Raw genomic sequence first — 19,248 nt, 5'->3', positions numbered from 1 at the left:
ATACCGTGATAGAGTAGACATGAATGTAAGGGGATTTCACATCATGTCAGAACAGGAGGGCATCTCTGAGAATGGCAAAGTTCATACATAAAGCAACTCAATTCAGTTTGCAGACGAAGGTGTTTTTGACGTTTCTGGCTCTGCTTTTGTTCGTGCTGGGCTGTTTTATCGTGTATGTGAATGTGATCGTTGTTCGCCCGCTCAAACTGAAAACGGAGCAGGATACACTCGTGACCGCTATAAAGGTAAGAGAGCAAGTTGATCTCTACGTAGAACAACAGAACCAGATGTCGCAGCGAATATTATCCAGCAAAAATATATTTGCAGCCATGGACAAGAGCTCCTCAGCGCATAGTAATTATGAAAGGCTGAAACAGATTCGAATCATCAAAGACATTATGTTTCAGGCCATCGGGCCGAGTATGAATATCAAGGACATGTCCATCTACGACAATCACGGGGTTCTCCTGACATCATATCTGGGTTCGGGCAATCCTCCCGCAATCCTGAACACCATGATGGAGAGTAGTCAGGTTGGACGAGATTGGACGGAAAGTGGTTTTGTTCTGCTGCGTCAAGACGATACGATCTCCTTTGTGCGCACGATCAATGATCAGAACGGCAAGGTGTACGGTTATCTTAGCATCCAGATGGAACAGGCCTATATACAGAACTTAACGGAGGGCATTACCGCTGGCGATGTCTATATTCTGAATGAACAAGGGGAGCAGATGACGGGCTCGGAAGCGGGTGTGACATTTGCCAATTGGACAAAGCCTTCATCAGACGAGGGACTGGATGTGGACAAAAACGACAATTATATCACGCATTCCACTTCACCAAGTACAGGTTGGATCACGTATATCATAACGCCCAAAAAATCTGTCCTGGGTTCGATCCATTCGGTTCAGACGATGTCCATTCTGTTGATTACAGCACTGATGCTGGTTTCGTTTGTGTATATCTTCCTATCCACACGTAACCTGCTGTTACCCATCCGCAAGCTGCGTGGTCAGATCTGGCGCATGAACTACAGCAATATGAATCTGAAAGTGGATGAAACGCCGAAGAATAATGATCTGTTATTGCTGAATGAAGCTTTTCAGGACCTGATGGAAAGACTGCAGCAATCCATTGACCGGGAAAAATCGGCGCTTCATGAGGAAGTAAAGGCTCGTAATTCGGCGCTGCAAGCCCAGATTGCTCCTCATTTTATTCATAACGTTCTATATCTGATCAGTATTGCTGCCCAAGAGGGGAAGACCAAAGTTGTATCGGATATGTGCAAACATCTCTCGGACAGTCTGCGTTATATTGTCTCTTCACCATACGCGCATGTGACTTTGGCTGAGGAGCTTCAACATACAAGACATTATTTGTCCCTTGTACAACAAAAGTACGAAGAGGATCTGGAATGGGACATCCATGCTGACGAGCTGGCGAACGAAATCCGGTTGCCACGGTTGGTTATTCAGCCGTTTGTGGAAAATTGTATCGAACATGCCTTTGCCAACACCGCGCCGCCTTGGCGTATCCAGATTACCGTGAAGCAATATAACGGATTATGGGCTTTGGAGATCAAAGATAATGGAGAGGGCTTTCCACCGGATAAGATCCAGGAGATTTTAGCCAATATTCAGGCATCGGGTTCTGGAATGAACCAGACTTCCGTTGGTGGAACAGCCCTTGGTAACATGGGGATTATCAATAGCGTCAATCGACTCAAACTAATGTATAACAACCGGCTCTTCATTAATATATTTAACAATCATGCGGAAGAGCAACATGGAGCAACGATTCAAATCATCGGCTCACTGACAAAGGATTTTTACTAACTAGGAGGCATAGGCGATGTATAACGTTATGATCGTTGAGGATAGCAAACCGATATTACGTAATATTAAAATGCTCTTGGAAACGCTCAACTTCCCGATTCGTGTATCGGCTACGGCAACGAATGGAGAGGAAGCCTTGGCAGCGTTAAAGCAGGAACCGATTGATCTGCTGTTGACCGATATACGAATGCCGAAAATGGACGGACTGTCCCTGATTGAGCAAGCCAAAATTGCCAACCCGGATCTGAAGGTCATTCTAATTAGTGGGTACAGCGATTTTGAATACACAAGAAAAGCATTGAACCTGCAAGTGTTTGACTATTTGTTAAAACCTGTCGAGCGAGAGGCGCTTGAAGAAGTCATGGGTCGGGTAATTGACCAACTTGATCAACAGATGTCCAAGGAACTGCTGGATTTGCAGGAAATCATTCATCCTCAATGTGAGACTACGCCGAAACAGGGGGAGGAGTTTCCGCCTTTATTCAGCCAGATGTTGATCATTATGAGCAAACAGCCTTTTACCACAGGGCATGAACGATGGGTACAGGTGGATCTTGAGGGTATAGTGCAGGATTTTTTTACATTCCATGCTTGTCGTGTGTACACCAGTCAAACCCCATATCAATTTGTTGCTTTTGTTAACAAGAGTGCACTTGAGGTGTACTCTTCCGTACATGAATGTCTTGAATCGTTGCGACGGCATTTGGTTGGGCATGACATCGATGCGATCATTGGAGGACAACTTCTATTCGCTGAGTCTGGTAATCTGCCGGAGCTCTATCACCGCATGTCGTCCATTTTGTCTGAGCAGCAACGGTTGAAACAAGGATTAGCGCTGGATACCGGGAATCCGGTGTCGGTGGCCAGATCTGAGACAGGCTGTCTGGATCCCGTGCAGGAATCTGCTTTTGTACAGATGATACAGGCTCGGCAGAAAGAACGGTTTGCTCTTAAGTTATCTGAATTGCTGAATCGATGGGCAGAGGAAAATGTACATATGACCGAGGTGGAGCGGTTTATCGGATTGATTGTAGACACGTTTGCTCATCTGTACGAGGAACAGGGGTCGGGCATGAGATTGGGTCTGGAGCTTCGGTCAAGACAATTCGCCCATGCACAGTCCTATTCCGATTTTTGTCGGGAACTGACGGAATGGACGGGACAGTGCTTTGATATGCTGCAATCCCACGTTCGAAAAAGTAAAGCGATCCTGTTCGAACAGATTGACGATTACGTAAAACTAAATAAATACTCTCCATTGTCTATCAACGACATTGCCATGAAGTTTCACGTTAGCCCGTCGTATGTCAGCAGAGTGATCAAAAATGCAACGCAAATTACGTTTGTTCAGTATTATACCCAGCTTCGCATTCAGGAAGCCTGCAGACTGATGGAAAGTCAACCGGACATGAAGTTTAAGGAAGTTTCCGATTTGCTGTCGTTTAGCGATCAGCACTATTTCTCGAAGGTGTTCAAAGAGTATACGGGACTAAGTCCTACCGATTATAAACAACAGATGTCTGGTATAAAGACCCAATCATAGTTAACAAACCCTTTTTATTTATGTTATAATACTAAACAAATACGGCTTGTTACTGAATTCATTCAGGCAATACCTATGTATATTTACGCTCAAAGTCTCTTTGGGTGTGCATATATATGGGTTTTTTTGCGTTTACTTGCCGATTGATTCTACCAAAAATGGATAAAGAAAGGAAGATTCACTTTGGAAAAGAAAAAGAAAAAAAGGTCATTTTATAGGAAAGGAGGAGCCAGTTTACGATTAATGAGTACTAGACTCATTGCAGCTTTCCTTGCGGTGCTTATTATTCCCACTGCACTTATCGGTTATTTCTCGTATCATAGTGCCAAAGATCAGGTGCAACAAAAAATGACAGAGCCCATCAATACCATATTAACGATGACAGGACAGCATATTAACAATCTGATAGGGGAAAAGGCAGCATTATTGAGTTATATAGACAGTATGTATGGCTCCACTCCCAGTCAGGCGAACAACGAAACAGTACAAGTAGGAATCGACCAATTAGCTGATACATATCCTGATCTTCTTGCCATCACTGTGGGCAGCGACCAAGGTGGTGTTATATCATCTCCAGCAATAGAAGATGTAACATATGATCCACGCAGCACAACATGGTACACCAATGGTATGAGTAACAATGGATCACTCTTTTTTTCGAGTATTATGACAGATCCGGTATCCGGGAAGATTTATGTAGAAATTTCAAAGGCTCTTTCAAATCAACAAGGTGTAGCAAGTATTAAACTTGATCTGGAGCGATTAGCAAAAGAAATATCTTATGTGGATGTCGGAGGTAATGGGAGCCTGATTGTGGTTGACTCCAATCGAACCATCGCAGCTTGGTCTGGCGCCATTGTAAAAGGTGGGGGAGGAGAACTCGGCGGGGCGCTCATCGAGGGAATTCCAGTTCATCCAAATACGGCTTCAAGTTCCGATGAGCCGATGGCATTTTCTCAATTTGTCAGAACGGATCTGGCGTATGATCTAGAGGTATATAACGGTGTTAATGCTTTGACGGGGTGGAATGTCATTGCTTTGATGGGCCATGAAGACTTTATCGCCGCAGCGAAACCCATCATGGTATCGAGTCTAACCGTCATTGCTGTATCTGTATTAATTGCTGGAGTTATTATTTTCTTCATTCTGAGATCTTTTATTGTACCTATGCAAAAACTGAGAAAGGCAACCCGCAGCGTAAGCGAAGGGAATCTGTCCGAACGTGTTAATCTTAAAACCGAGAACGAATTCGGTATATTGGCAAATGATTTTGATCAAATGACCAGTTCCCTTCAATCGGTGGTTGCTGAACTTCATCAGACGTCATCGTTGTTAAGCCACTCTTCCCAAATGATTCAGGAAAGTACAGAACAAACCACCCAATCGGTTCAACATGTGGCTGAAACCATGCAGCAGACTGCGGAATCAGCTATCGTTGGGGCAGAAAATTCGGAACAAACCGCAAACGCCGTAGAAGAGATGGCGAGAGGCATCAGTACAATTGCAGAATCTGCGAGTGCCATCGTTGATTCGGCTGAAGAGACGGAGCGTGCTGTTGCTAATGGTGGGAAAACCATAAACCAGGTGGGAGAACAAATGGAACATATTCTGGGAGCTGTTGAAGAAACCTCGGCATTGATTAATGAGCTGTCCAGTCTGTCTGCCGAAGCCAATCGAATGAATGAAGCGATTGCGGATATCTCTCGGCAAACCAACCTACTATCACTGAATGCCTCTATTGAAGCATCAAGAGCAGGAGAACACGGAAAAGGTTTTGCTGTCGTTGCTGGTGAGGTGCGCACGTTATCGATGCAATCCAAACAGAGTGCGGACGACATTGGCGCTACCATTGGCAAAATGCTCGACTTGATTGCCAAATCCACATCTCTTATGAATGATAAAGTTCGCAATCAAGTCGGTGAAGGAATGCGGATCAGCCAAGAAGCTTCTGCAACCATATCGAACATTGAACAATATACAACGCATATCGTGGATCAAATTCAGGATATTTCTGCTGTCTCCGAACAGTTGTCAGCCAGTACGGAAGAAGTTTCGGCTACAGTTGCCGCGATGAGTCATATCTCTAAAGTATCGGCTGACAGTGCTCAGACAACTTCAGCAGCAGCCCAACAGCAAATGGCGGCAATGGAGGAGATATCTGCATCCTCTGCACAGCTATCCAAAACAGCTGAGAACATGCAAGAGTTGGTTCGCCGATTTAAGCTCTAGAGTAGAAGTAAGGAAAAGTGTAAAGAGATATGTAAGAGATGTGCAAGGCCTAGAGGCGCTCCCCAAATGGAGCGCCTTTCTGCGCTTAGAGAGATTAGTGAGATTAGTAAGAATGTGATGCCTCATCCCCGAACATATCCTTTTGATTCTTTTTTCGGAAACTTCGTGGTGATTCACCAACCGTTTTGGTAAATAAAATTGTAAAGTAATTGGGGTTATCGTAACCGACCAGTTTGGCGATTTCCCATATTTTTTTGTTGGTTGAGACTAATAATCGGGTAGCTTCCCCCATTCTTCGTTGAATCAGATAATGATAGGGAGAAGTGCCATAGTGATTTTTATACATATGAATTAAGTAATAAAAATCGATATGAAATTGATCTGCCAATTCTTTGAGTTTAATGTTTTGCCGATAGTGGGTATCCAAATAGTCTTTAATGCTCTCAGCAAGGTTGTTACTCCCAATAGTCTCCCCACTAGGAAGCTGTTGACGGGACTGACGATCAATGATCAGAAGTATGGCTTTCAGGACATGCCCAGAGATAGATTCATAACCATGTTCCCGGATTGAAAATTCATTGAAGAGAGTCTGCATTAACGAATGGAGCTCATCGGAATATCGGTTGGCTCGAATGATCGGATTGTTAGAGGGAGGAATGACCCAATCCTTGCGGGTCTGGGTGCCTTCTGCAAAACGAAAGCCGCAATAAAAGGTGGATAACGGGAATTCAGGATTGGACTTCTCCTCATGAAGAGTCCCCTTATTATAAATGAGCAAGTCACCTTTTTGAGCCCAGTGTTTGGTACCGTCAATGGTGAACAATCCTTTGCCTTCAGTTACGTAGATAATCTCATGCAGATCGTCATGTTTATGCGTCGGAAAACTCCAATGGGGGTTGTCGGCCAGTTTTCCTACATAAATAATGGTGCAATCTCGGTTTGCATGCAGTTGGCCGGATTCGTGGTGTGTATTCATCTATGTCTTCCCTTCAGAATCTGTATTGAAAGTCTGTGTTGAAATGACAACATATATAATGTTTTGCAATAAAACCACAACAACCTTGATTGTCGCCATGGTATATCTGACAGTACAATTTCACTATCCAAAATGTACTATATATCGAAAGTGAAAGGATGGGAAAGTAGAAAATACATGAACTAATGATCGTAGACAGAATTAAAGCGCTTGCAACAATAGAAAGGATTAGTGAGTATTGATTTATGACTAGAAATAGAGAGAACCTACTTATTTTAACGCTTACGCTCGTTAGTTTTGTACTGGGAACAACCGAGTATGTCATCGTGGGTGTGTTGAAGGAAATTGAAAGTTACATGAAAGTATCACTTGCTGCCGCGGGTATGCTTGTCTCCGGTTTTGCGATTGCATACGCAGTGGGTACACCATTTGCCGTGGCCTTCTTGGCCAAAATATCCAGAAGAAGTTCCATATTGATTGGATTTGCAATCGTGTTAGCATTAAATCTATTGACCGTGTTCTCAACAACGTTCTCTTCTCTGATGGCCATTCGCATCGTTTCGGCCGTTGCTTGTGGACTTACGATATCACTTTCGATCTCAATCGTAAGTGACGCAGTGAACCGGGAGCGGAGAGGGGAAGCTATCGCCTGGATTTTGGGCGGATTTTCAATCGCTAATGTGTTAGGTGTTCCGCTCGGTACATTTATCGGACAACATCTGAGCTGGTCCATGACGTTTGTTGTTACGGCGTGTATAGGTGTTGTACCGTTGCTGTTCATGTTCCGTATTCTGCCACGGCAAACAACTACGATTGTCGGTTCGTTCAGTGATCAGATGTCTCTCTTTGTGAAGCCACGGATATTGCTGGCATGTCTGATCCCTGTACTGGGAAACAGCTGTATTTTCGTCGTTTTTACATACATTACACCACTCCTAAGTGAGACAATGGGTGTGCCTGTACAATGGATAAGTGCCATACTTCTGATCTATGGTGCCTGCAGCATCCTGAGTAACTGGATTGGTGCCAATATAGCGAAGGGTGACTTCCTGCCCAAGCTCAAGCGGCTTTTTGTAATTCAAGCCATCCTCTTCCTAGGAATGAGTTTTACCGTTTCTAATGTGTGGATGGGCTTGGCATTCCTGTTCCTGATTGGATGTCTGTCATCCTCCATGAGCGCGGCATCCCAGCTATATTTGTTTGATGTGTCAGGATCGATCGCGCCGGGGTCCAAAGCATTTGCATCTACACTCCTGCCTGTGGCAGCCAATGTGGGTATAGCGTTAGGCTCCGGCGTCGGGGGAATTGCCGTCAATTTGGGTGGTGTCCAGTGGGTGCCTCCAGTTGCTGTGATGCTTGCCTTGCTGGCTTTTGTCGTTACCCTGATATGCCAGCGTTCCATCCAAGTAAATTCAGACGAAACAACCACTGTAAAAGCAGCCTAGATGAGATGATGTTTAAACCAAACGGATGAATGCATATATATGGGATTGGAACTACAAACAAAGTTGCTGTTATGCGGCTTTGTTTGTTTTTTTAGTTTTCCAGCATTCCGGATGAAACGGGTTCGTAGATGATAGAGGTAGGATAATGCAATAATTCAGTGAATTTGTATAGGAAGAGATCTGATAAAATGAATGAAAAGCTGGGAGGTAAAGCCATGAAAAAGCCGATGATTGGTGTACTGCCTTTATATGATACAGACAAAAAAAGTTACTGGATGCTTCCAGATTATATGAACGCCATAGAAGGAGCAGGTGGGATTCCAATTATGCTACCTTTGACAACGGATACCGAGATCATAGCAACGCTGGCTGATCAGTTCGATGGGTTCCTGTTCACCGGGGGACATGATCTCAATCCTGAGCTGTATCATGAGCATGCAGAGGTTACCTGTGGAGAGTTATGTATTGAACGCGATATGATGGAGTCGATATTATTACAAAAGGTAATTGAACTTGATAAGCCTGCGTTTGGCATATGCCGTGGACTACAGTTATTTAACGTTATTTTGGGTGGAACGTTGTATCAAGACATTCCAACTAGTCTTCAACTTCATGGGAACAAGTTCGTTAATCATAAGCAAAGTCCGCCGTATACGAATCTTGTACATAATGTACATATTGAGAAAAATAATATCCTATACGATATTTTGCTAACAGATACGATAAAAGTGAACAGTTATCACCATCAGGGAATCAAGGTGTTGTCGGATAAGTTAACTGCCGTGGCTGTCGCTGAAGATGGACTCATCGAATCCGTGGTCATGCCGAACCGTTCATTTGTTTTGGCTGTGCAATGGCATCCAGAGTACAGCTATAAAGTAGATGACTATAGTTAAAAGTTATTTGCAGCGTTTGTTAATGCTTCTCAATCCGCACGATATAATATCCATATTGAAGACATCACCGCATAAATTTGGAGTAGAAAAAAAGACCTCCTGTTTATAAAAACAGAGGAGGTCTTTGTATTGGTGAATGTAGTCGTAATAGTAATCGTGATATTACCATTGTTGTGGAATGATTATTTTAACCCAGACTTCGTGTTGGCGTGCTCTTCAGCATTCAGGGAAGCAATCAGCTTCTCGCCTTCAACATCCAAGTTTGGCAGAATGCGATCCAGCCATTTTGGAAGTGCCCAAGCTTTGTCTCCAAAAATAGCCATGATGGCTGGGACCAAGCCCATTCGGATAATGAAAGCATCAATCAGAATGCCTACCGCCAAAGTGAAACCAATCTGTTTGATCATAACATCATCAGTGAATATAAATCCTGCAAATACAGAGACCATAATTACTGCTGCGGCAACAACTACGCGACTTACCTGATTGTACCCATGCACGACGGATTCAGTTCCGCGATGACCATGCACATAGGATTCCCGCATGGAACTAACCAGGAAGACTTGATAGTCCATCGCCAGGCCATACAGGATACCTGTCACGATGATCGGCATGAAGCTCAGCAGCGGGCCGCCGGTATCGAAACCAAAGAGCGAATGCAGCCAGCCCCATTGGAATACAGCAGTTGTGATCCCGAATGTAGCCAGGATACTAAGCAGGAAACCAATCGTTGCTTTGATGGGAACGATGATCGAACGGAATACAAGTAACAGGATGATCAGCGACAGCAGGATTATGATGCCTACATAAATAGGGAACACCTGCGCCAGTTTGGCTGACATATCGATGTTAACAGCTGTGAGTCCAGTAACTCCGAGTTTCACATCATAGGTCTGTGCGATGCTGGAATCAGCCGCGCGTAGATCAGTGACCAGTGTTTTAGTGAGATTATCGTTAGGACCCGTTTTTGGAATGAGACTGAAAATAGCTAAATCTTCTGTCATACCAAGCGGTGTGACTTGTGCAACGTTATTCTGACCTTGGAGTTCCATCACCAGACCACCCATGAGTTCCGGTGTAACTTTTGAGGAAGACTGATTAGGCTCTGCGACCAGAATAAGTGGTCCGTTAAACCCTTCCCCGAAGCCTTCGGAGATGGCATCATAGCTTTGTCTTGGTGTTGTATCCAGATTCGCTGAGGAAGCGCCAGGGATACCCATTTCCATTTTGGTAATCGGCGTCGCGGCAAAACCAAGAATGACGATGATGGCGATAATGGTAGCCCAACGATTTTTGATAACGAATTTCACCCATCTGTCCGCGACTCCGCGGCTAGTGGCTTTAGGATGTTTCGCGCTTTTCTCACGAGCTTTGGCGGAACAGATGCGTTCTCCTACCAATCCGAGTAAAGCAGGCAACAGGGTTAAAGCAACAAATACGTTGATGAGTACGGTGGCTGCTGCGACCAAAGCCATCGTAGACAAGAATGTGAGACCGATGACAAGCATACCGCACAGTGCAATAATGACGGTTAATCCGGCAAAAAATACCGCGCTGCCCGATGTACCAATAGCTCTGGCAGTGGCTTCTTTTGCGCTCAAGCCTTGATCAATGATCATTCGACGCTGGCGATTAACAATGAAGAGAGCATAATCGATTCCAACAGCCAATCCAACCATGAGAGCCAGGACGGAAGTAACACTAGGCATTTCGATGAATTTGGAGATGGAGAACGCACCACCAACTCCAATGGCAACTCCGAGGAGTGCAGTGATCAGAGGCAGACCTGCTGCAACAACGGAGCCAAGGGTGATCAGCAATACAATGACAGCAATCACCAATCCGACAATCTCAGCCGAGCCAACCCCAATCGATACCGTTTTGAGCGTTTCGCCCGGCAAGACCGTAATGTTGGTTCCTTGCTCTACTGTCATAACAGATTGAATAACGGAATCAAATACATCCTGTGTTATGGCAGACTGCTCGATTGTAAATTGGAACTGGAACAGTGCAATACTACCGTCCGAAGAGATCAGCATACCAGGTACAGGAACACCATCGACCATCAAAGGTCCATAGGGAGGAGGCGTGGTTGTTCCGGATTGTGCCGTATCGGTAGCCTGAGCGTTCTGAGCCATTTCCGCCGAAGCACCCGAATTACCCGCTTCAGCTGCATAGTCCGCAGGATTAATGACTTTGTCTAATCCGTAAACTTCATTAACACCTTTCATCATGGCAGCCAAACGTTCAGGCGTATCCAAACGCTCGTTGTCGGGTGCCTTGAAGACAACACTTCCTTGACCGCCGGAGGCGGCTGGCAGTTCTTTTGCCAATTGATCCAGTACCTTCTGTGACTCTGTGCCTTCAATCTTCATTTCAGAACTGATGTGAATACCATTGATGCTGATCATGGAGATGACAATTCCCAGAATTAAAACCCAGCCAATGATGAAGTAGGCAGGTTTGCTAAAAGCGGTTTTCCCCACTCTGTATAATAATGTAGACATTTCTCTATTTTACACTCCCTCTATGATGAATGTGGATGGTTGGCATGTTCGAATCCTGCCCGTAAATGATTAAACGTGGTTTCCAAAAATTGATCGAAGGTTAAAGCGCCGGGCTTGGTATCTTCAGTCATGACTTGTCCGGGCAGCAACACATTGAGTCTTCCATCAATTAATGGCAGTATCGATCCATATAGTGCGTTAATCAGAAGATAAGTATAGATCTCGTCATACTTCCCGTTGGATAAGTCTAATAAGGTATCTTGTGCCTGTGTCTGCATCCGGTGCATGGCTCCAAGATAATGCGGTTCTAACACAGGATAAGTCTGGGATAGTGAGAGCAGCTGATGAAGCCTTCCAATTAGTTCTGTTGTAAGTTGCATCTTGATCAGGTTATACAGTACGTCAAGCAAGGAGACGTTGTCGGGCATTTCGGTAAGTAACTCTTCGAGTTCCGTTGTATTCTGAACGGATATCGCACCTCTTGCTACGGCTTCCTCTTTACATGTGAAGTAGTTTGCAAATGTTCTACGTGAACAACCCACCTGATGCACGATATCTTCAACCGTAAAGCCATCAAGCCCATGTTCAAGGGTAAGTTCAAATGCAGCACTAGCAAGTGCTTTTTCAGTTGCTTCTTTCTTCAAATGTCGCAAGTTTCTTTTAATCATTATTCTCCGCTTATGCGTTCACCTCCAACACCAATGACTATGGTTTAATTCTTTTTAAGAAGAGCACACTTACTGTACATGTACTTTGTGAGGTTTATCATAACAAACAAGTTGCTCATTGTGCAAATTTACTCATTGTGCAATTATTTTATATGACGGCTATAGTGCGAATCAATGCTTCAACTCCTGAGGAATGAATGTTAAAATCAATAGAAAAACTTGGGGCGATAACGAGACATGAGTAGTCGTAAACAAAGTTTATTGGAAACAGCACTTGCGCTATTTTTAGAGCATAGCTATGCAAATACAACAATCCAGATGATCCTGGATCAATCAGGTGTATCCAAAGGCACATTCTACAAATTCTTCAGCTCAAAAGAAGACTGTTTATATTCGATTATTGATCAGCGTATGCAAGAGGATGTTTTCATTCGCAAAGAGCTTGAACAAAATCACTATACATCGGATTATGACCTGCTCGTAGATCAGATTGCGATTCCTATGTCTGTACCTAATAAAGAGCGAGTATGGGAATTATATTGGACGGGATTTTATTCCGGGGAGATCAACTCAGCCAAGCTGGCTACAGTTCACCTGAAATGGCTGTCCACACGCTTGATTCAGGTGTACGGGAACGACATTAGCTTATATGCCAACGAAGGGGCAATTTTGTGTTACGGCATATTACATCAGATTGCCAACACATCAAGAAGTCTAAATACGCAAAAACCGGTATGGAGCGAAGTAGTTCCAAAAGTACTAACGTACATTGAAGTGATTCTAAGAACCATGCACCAGAGAAATGAACATATTTTCGACTTTCAGTCTCTATATTTCCTGAATGCGGATGAGCGTAACGATGATATAGGTCTGGACATCGATAATTTATTGATCGAATTTGATGAGTTCAACAACCGTGTTCAAAAATCCAAGGAATCTGCATCATTAAAGCAACTTTCGAAGGGGCTTTTAGCGCTATTACAGGATCAAGAGGATTTAAATATACCTGTAATCGAAGTGGTGCTTCAGGCGTTTCACAAAGAGTACAAATCCAGTGCGTTCCAATCTGAAGCCAATAGAATGACTGAAGCCTGTTGGTGGTACTTGGAACTGGTGAAGCAACGGAATTAATATGGGGGTTGGCTCAAAGCCAACCTCTTTTTTTGCTTTTTTATGCCCCTAGTTTTCATCAATATACTATTAGTATATTGATGAAATGTTGTTATAACAGTTGTTTTATGTTGTTTAAACTATGACATTTGAAATTAAATATACGGGTAGTATATAATCGGAATGAACATATATTTCCATAGATTCGAATAACTTCACTTCGAAAGGAAGATTTATATGAATAACTCGAATAACCAGACATCAGAAAAAGTAGAATTTAATTTGTTTAGCGAAGAAAATAGTAAAGATCCATTTGCCACGTTTGCACAGATGCGTGCCAAAGGTTCCGTTGTCCCTATTCCTAATCCGATGGGTGGAGCAGGGCAAACCTGGATTGTAACTCGGATGGATGTTGCCATGGAAGTGTTGAAAGATCACTCTCGATTTACGGTAGATATGAACTCTATTGATAGTGGCAATGATATTCGAAAGAATCTATCAGGCGAGCTTGGTTCATCGGAACCCCAGACTTTTTTTACCGGAAAATCGATGCTCTTTGTTGATGAACCGGATCACCGGAGACTGCGTAGCCTGGTTTCCAAAGCGTTCACTCCAAGATATATGGAAAGCCTGCGTCCACGCGTTCAGGAAATTGCGGATGAGTTGATTGACCAATTTGAAGGCAAAGGAGAGATGGATCTTGTAAAAGACTATGCCTATCCTTTCCCAATCAACGTTATTTCCGAGATGTTGGGTATACCTCAGGAAGACCGACCTCAGATCCATGTATGGTCTGAAGCTATTGCCAAAGGTCTTGGTTTTGGTAAACAGGACCCTGCCGTAGCGCAGCACTTGCGATCATTCGCAGAGTACACCTCACAGCTTGTGGCGAACAAACGATTAGAACCTTCAGATGACCTCATCAGTCAATTGATTGCGATTGAGGAGGAGGGTGATCGACTGAATGAAGATGAATTAATATCCATGATCACGTTATTGATATTTGCTGGACATGAGACTACTTCCAATCTGATTGCAACCGGCTCTTATATTCTTCTGACCCATCCCGAACAACTGGAACAACTGAAACAAGATCTGAATCTGGTTCCTTCTGCGGTGGAGGAGTTGCTACGATATAACGGACCCGCCACTTCTTCAGGTCCTCGTTATGCAACACAGGACACGGAGTTGGATGGACAATTGATTCAAAAGGGAGATGTTGTGATTCCCCTTCTGAAATCAGCGAATCGGGACGAGCAGCAGTTCACTGACCCCGAAGATTTGGATATCGAACGCAAAATAAAACGGCATTTGGCCTTTGGACACGGCATCCATATGTGTCTTGGCGCTCCCCTTGCTCGTGTAGAAGGGGACGTGGCGTTTACTACGCTTTTACGTCGGCTACCGGATATTCAACTCAGTATTCCTCAGGAAAAGATTCAGTGGCATTCTGCTTTGTCATCACAGGGATTGGCAGCATTGCCTGTGAAATTTTAATAGATAAACTTAGTACGACCCATTGGAGTATGACGAATTTTCGTCATACTCTTTATTTGTATAGATGATAGAATGGAATGAACAAGAAACATGTTAATGGATTGAACACTGCTTAATGTAAAAGATAAAGTGGGATACATAATTTTTGTGGTGGAGGTAAACCTTATGAATAAAGATGAACAATTCATGCATAAAGCCATTGAAATTGCTCTGCAAGCTCGCAAAGAAGGAAACGAACCATTCGGAGCCATTCTGGTGAAAAACGGAGAGGTCGTCATGATTGGGGAAAATAAAATAAACACTTTTTGTGACCCTACGCATCATGCAGAAATTGGGCTTATCCGAAAGTATTGTACCGAACACCACGTGTTTGACCTGAGCGAATACACTCTGTATACGAGTTGTGAACCGTGTGTGATGTGTTCCGGTGCGATGGTTTGGTCGAATCTGGGGAGGCTGGTGTATAGTGTATCCCATGATCAATTAGCTGAAATTGCTGGTGGCAACATCATGATCGCGTGTGAAGAAGTATTCGACAAAAGTCCTCAAAAGCCTGAAGTAACAAGGGAATTACTTAACACAGAAGGGTTAAAAGTATTCGAAGGATATCAATTTCAATCCTAGTCGTTATCCGGACAAAAAATTATTTTTGGATAATTGCTTGATTTTTTTTTCAACGTCTGATAGTGTAAGACCTGTGATTTTGGGAAGTTAATTTATCAATATGAATTAGAGCTTTCCAGCAGATAATTTTGACCACTTCACCAGGAAGTTAAGGCCATACGGACAGCCGGGTCAAACGCCGATTGGCAACTTACGTTGCTTTATTGATTGAGTTCAAAGCTCAAATTTTATAAGTTGGTTACTTTACAACCAGTGCAATTGCACATCAACTTGTGAAACGGTCAATAAGAGTGGTAAAGGCGAATTATTTGCTATATAGACTCTGATCCAATATTGATATACATGAAGGAGCTTTCCGCCAAAGGAGTTCTTGTGAACTTTTTTGGTCATGGAGACTTCACGTCTTTTTTATGATGTATATCGATAAGCAAGTGTGATGATGCGCGATTGCGAGCATTTTTCACCTTGCTTTTTTTGTTGTCTTGTTGTCATCGTATTAAACCAATTAAAAAAAATACATATTGGGATAGGAGAATGTAAAATGGGAAAAGCACTAATCATCGGCGCCGGCGGCGTTGCTTCCGTGGCAGTACACAAATGCGTTCAAAACAGCGAAGTTTTTGAGGAAATCTGCATCGCGAGTCGTACAAAATCCAAATGTGATGAACTCAAAGCCAAGTTGGACGGCGGAAAAACAAAAATTACAACAGCACAAGTTGATGCTGACAATGTTGACGAACTGATCGCTCTGATCAACGAAGTTAAACCGGATATCGTTATGAACCTTGCTTTGCCGTATCAAGATCTGACAATCATGGATGCTTGTCTTGCAACTAAAACAAATTACATGGACACAGCGAACTATGAGCCACATGATACAGCGAAGTTTGAATACAGCTGGCAATGGGATTACAAAGAGCGTTTTGAACAAGCAGGCATCACTGCATTGCTCGGTAGTGGATTTGACCCAGGTGTGACTGGCGTATTCTCCGCTTATGCCCTGAAGCACTACTTTGACGAAATTGAGTACATCGACATTCTGGACTGCAATGGCGGCGACCATGGCTATCCGTTCGCAACCAACTTCAACCCTGAGATCAACATTCGCGAAGTATCTGCGAACGGAAGATACTGGGAGAATGGTGAATGGATTGAAACAAAACCGATGGAAATCAAACGTGTCTACGACTTCAAAGAAGTTGGAGAGAAAGACATGTACCTGTTGTACCATGAGGAATTGGAATCTTTGGCAAAAAACATGCCAGGTCTGAAACGTATCCGTTTCTTCATGACATTTGGTCAAAGCTACCTGACTCACTTGAAAGCTCTTGAAAATGTAGGCATGACTTCAATCGAGCCTATTGAATATGAAGGTAAACAAATTATTCCACTGCAATTCCTGAAAGCAGTTCTGCCGGATCCAGCATCCCTTGGACCACGTACTGTGGGTAAAACAAACATCGGTTGTATTTTCAAAGGCAAAAAAGATGGTCAAGACAAAACATATTATGTATACAATATCTGTGATCACCAAGAGTGTTACAAAGAAGTGGGTTCCCAAGCAATCTCGTACACAACAGGCGTTCCAGCTATGATCGGTGCAGCAATGGTCATGACAGGCAAGTGGAACAAACCAGGCGTATATAATGTAGAAGAGTTCAACCCAGATCCATTCATGGAAGAGTTGAACAAATGGGGCCTCCCATGGGTAGAAGACTTCAATCCGGTACTCGTTGATGAGCTGCCAGAAGAAGTTAAAGAATCGGAGCTTGTTCGTTAAAATGCGGTTCGAGCAATTACCGACACCATGTTTTGTTGTTGACGAGGCGCTTATTGAGAAAAACCTGCAAATCCTGAACGGTGTTATGCAGCGTACAGGTGCCAAAATCGTGCTCGCTCAAAAAGCATTTTCCATGACTGCGATGTATCCGCTGATTGGAGAATACCTGAGCGGTGCAACGGCGAGCGGTTTGTATGAAGCGCGTCTGGGCCATGAGGAAATGGGCAAAGAGAATCATGTCTTTGCTCCGGCATACCGCGCAGAAGAGATCGACGAGATTATCTCCATCTGCGACCACATTATTTTCAATTCTTTTTCACAGCTAGCAAAGTTCAAGGATAAAGCGCTTCAGGCTGGCCGTAAGGTCGGCTTGCGCGTTAATCCTGAATGCTCTACCCAAGAAGGACACGAGATCTACGATCCGTGTTCTCCGGGTTCGCGTTTTGGCGCGAAACTGGAGGATTTCGATGCAGACCTGTTGGAAGGCGTCTCCGGACTGCACTTCCACACACTGTGTCAGCAAAACTCCGACGATCTGGAGACTACGCTAAATGCAGTTGTCGAGAAGTTCGGACAATGGTTGCCGCAGATGGAATGGATCAACTTCGGTGGTGGGCACCATATCACACGTGAAGATTATGATATTCCAAGACTGGAAGCATGCATCAAGCGTATGCAGAACGACTATGGTCTGGAAGTATATCTGGAGCCGGGAGAAGCTGTTGCGCTGAATGCGGGTTATCTGGTGACTTCTGTGCTGGACTTCCATAAGAACGGTATGGACATTGCCATTCTGGATACTTCAGCTACATGCCATATGCCGGATGTGCTGGAAATGCCATATCGCCCCCCGCTGATCGGTTCTGGAGAAGTCGGTGAGAAGGCTCATCTGTATCGCTTAGGTGGACAAACCTGTCTGTCTGGTGACGTGATTGGGGATTATTCATTCGATCAGCCTTTGCAAGAAGGCGACCGTCTGGTATTCGAAGACATGGCGATTTACTCCATGGTGAAAACCAACACGTTCAACGGCATGCCGCTTCCAGCGATTGCAGTCAAAAGAAAAGACGGCGATTGCGAAGTTGTCCGTGAATTCGGATATCAGGATTTCAAAATGAGGCTGGCATAATTACTTCATTATATAGTAAACATTCAATTAAGAATTGAATATAAAGCATTGAATATAAATACAAAGAAGGGAACCTGGAGACAGGTTCCCTTTTTAACGTTAACTGATGTTTAACGATTACATTTAATGATGTTTATCATCGAGGTTAGATGAATGTTTACTGGTATTGAGCCGACTTAGCTTCGACTTCAGTTTTCGGGTTAATTTTGTGGTTTCGAGGCTGCTCTCGCAGCGTACGGAAAGATCGGTTCTCTTAGTTCAAAGTCATATGTTAACCCATCCACAATGCCCACTACACTCTCACTGTCATACAACTCCAGCAAAAATCCAGCCATTTGTTCCGCCGTATGGAACTTGGGAACCCTGCCTTCATATTCAAACTCATCTACATTAAAGGAATGTTTCGCAAATTCCGTCTCGGTTGCAGCCGGAGCGAGGACTTTAGCCTGCATCGCTGCGTTCTTACCTTTTAACTCTTGCGCAAGTCCTTCCGTAAAGGCACTAACATAGAACTTGGTTGCGCAGTAGGTTACTGCATCGGCTACAATCGTATATCCACCACCAGAGGAGATATTAATGATCTGTGTGCCATCAACATTTGCATAATCACGTACATACAGGGAAGAAAGAATCGTAAGAGCTTCTATATTAAGATGAAGCATCTGCTCAATCTTTGGCAGGTGTTGTTCGCCAACGGAAGCGAAATTCCCGAATCCGGCGTTGTTGATCCAAGTCTCAATGGAATAAGCCTGAAGACTTTCATAGAATTCATGCACATTAGCGGCAATAGACAGATCCACTGTACGAATGACAACATCCAGATCTGGATTGATTTCAGCTACTTTTGCTTTTAATTTGTCCAATTCATCGGTTCTGCGTGCAGCCAGGATCATATTTTTGCCACGAGCTGCAAAAGCTAAAGCCGCTTCATATCCAATGCCTGAACTGGCACCGGTAATCACTGTATATTTCATGGGAATTCCTCCTGGATCTGATTTCATTTTTTATT

Annotated in this window: 14 protein-coding genes; 10 read left to right on the top strand and 4 right to left on the bottom strand. The window is 43.8% G+C overall.

What is annotated here, in order from left to right; translation table 11 throughout:
- Positions 1-71 precede the first annotated feature (71 nt).
- The 3 genes from NSQ38_RS21295 (at position 72) to NSQ38_RS21285 (ending at position 5,607) form a co-directional block, all read left to right on the top strand.
- Positions 72-1,835 (top strand): histidine kinase, encoded by a 1,764-nt coding sequence (locus NSQ38_RS21295; RefSeq protein WP_339783942.1) that lies wholly within the window; start codon positions 72-74, stop codon positions 1,833-1,835.
- A 16-nt stretch (positions 1,836-1,851) separates the two neighbouring features.
- Entirely contained in the window at positions 1,852-3,378 is a 1,527-nt protein-coding gene (locus NSQ38_RS21290; RefSeq protein ID WP_339783941.1) for a response regulator, read from the top strand.
- A gap of 243 nt (positions 3,379-3,621) precedes the next feature.
- Positions 3,622-5,607 (top strand): methyl-accepting chemotaxis protein, encoded by a 1,986-nt coding sequence (locus NSQ38_RS21285; RefSeq protein WP_339783940.1) that lies wholly within the window; start codon positions 3,622-3,624, stop codon positions 5,605-5,607.
- 103 nt (positions 5,608-5,710) lie between these two features.
- On the opposite strand, the gene NSQ38_RS21280 is transcribed toward NSQ38_RS21285, so the two are convergent.
- Entirely contained in the window at positions 5,711-6,583 is an 873-nt protein-coding gene (locus tag NSQ38_RS21280) for an AraC family transcriptional regulator (RefSeq protein WP_339783939.1), read from the bottom strand.
- 245 nt (positions 6,584-6,828) lie between these two features.
- Between NSQ38_RS21280 and NSQ38_RS21275 the strand changes: the two genes are divergently transcribed.
- A complete protein-coding gene (locus NSQ38_RS21275; protein WP_339783938.1) occupies positions 6,829-8,028 on the top strand; it encodes an MFS transporter in 1,200 nt (399 codons plus the stop codon).
- A gap of 215 nt (positions 8,029-8,243) precedes the next feature.
- Entirely contained in the window at positions 8,244-8,924 is a 681-nt protein-coding gene (locus NSQ38_RS21270; RefSeq protein ID WP_339783937.1) for a gamma-glutamyl-gamma-aminobutyrate hydrolase family protein, read from the top strand.
- Between the two features lie 182 nt (positions 8,925-9,106).
- On the opposite strand, the gene NSQ38_RS21265 is transcribed toward NSQ38_RS21270, so the two are convergent.
- Entirely contained in the window at positions 9,107-11,431 is a 2,325-nt protein-coding gene (locus NSQ38_RS21265) for an MMPL family transporter (RefSeq protein WP_339783936.1), read from the bottom strand.
- Between the two features lie 20 nt (positions 11,432-11,451).
- Positions 11,452-12,099, bottom strand: coding sequence for a TetR/AcrR family transcriptional regulator (locus NSQ38_RS21260; RefSeq protein ID WP_339783935.1), 648 nt, complete (start codon positions 12,097-12,099; stop codon positions 11,452-11,454).
- 237 nt (positions 12,100-12,336) lie between these two features.
- Between NSQ38_RS21260 and NSQ38_RS21255 the strand changes: the two genes are divergently transcribed.
- The 5 genes from NSQ38_RS21255 to nspC all read left to right on the top strand — a co-directional run bounded on the left by NSQ38_RS21255 (position 12,337) and on the right by nspC (position 18,239).
- On the top strand, positions 12,337-13,230 hold the full coding sequence (locus NSQ38_RS21255) for a TetR/AcrR family transcriptional regulator (protein ID WP_339783934.1): 894 nt from the start codon (positions 12,337-12,339) through the stop codon (positions 13,228-13,230).
- 216 nt (positions 13,231-13,446) lie between these two features.
- Positions 13,447-14,706, top strand: coding sequence for a cytochrome P450 (locus NSQ38_RS21250; protein ID WP_339783933.1), 1,260 nt, complete (start codon positions 13,447-13,449; stop codon positions 14,704-14,706).
- A gap of 165 nt (positions 14,707-14,871) precedes the next feature.
- Positions 14,872-15,330: a nucleoside deaminase gene (locus tag NSQ38_RS21245; protein WP_339783932.1), complete on the top strand. Its 459-nt coding sequence runs from the start codon at positions 14,872-14,874 to the stop codon at positions 15,328-15,330.
- A gap of 541 nt (positions 15,331-15,871) precedes the next feature.
- Complete coding sequence (locus tag NSQ38_RS21240; RefSeq protein WP_017688530.1) at positions 15,872-17,110, top strand: saccharopine dehydrogenase family protein; 1,239 nt, start codon at positions 15,872-15,874, stop codon at positions 17,108-17,110.
- A 1-nt stretch (position 17,111) separates the two neighbouring features.
- The gene (gene nspC / locus NSQ38_RS21235; RefSeq protein ID WP_036670896.1) at positions 17,112-18,239 is read left to right on the top strand and encodes a carboxynorspermidine decarboxylase; all 1,128 of its coding nucleotides are present in this window, start codon (positions 17,112-17,114) and stop codon (positions 18,237-18,239) included.
- A gap of 200 nt (positions 18,240-18,439) precedes the next feature.
- Here the strand turns inward: nspC and NSQ38_RS21230 are convergent, their stop codons facing one another.
- Positions 18,440-19,213: an SDR family NAD(P)-dependent oxidoreductase gene (locus tag NSQ38_RS21230; RefSeq protein WP_307412863.1), complete on the bottom strand. Its 774-nt coding sequence runs from the start codon at positions 19,211-19,213 to the stop codon at positions 18,440-18,442.
- Positions 19,214-19,248: the final 35 nt, after the last annotated feature.

Origin of the sequence: Paenibacillus sp. FSL R7-0313 (genome assembly GCF_037969885.1) — a bacterium.
Lineage (GTDB): Bacteria > Bacillota > Bacilli > Paenibacillales > Paenibacillaceae > Paenibacillus.
This window is presented reverse-complemented; position numbering and strand designations above follow the sequence as displayed.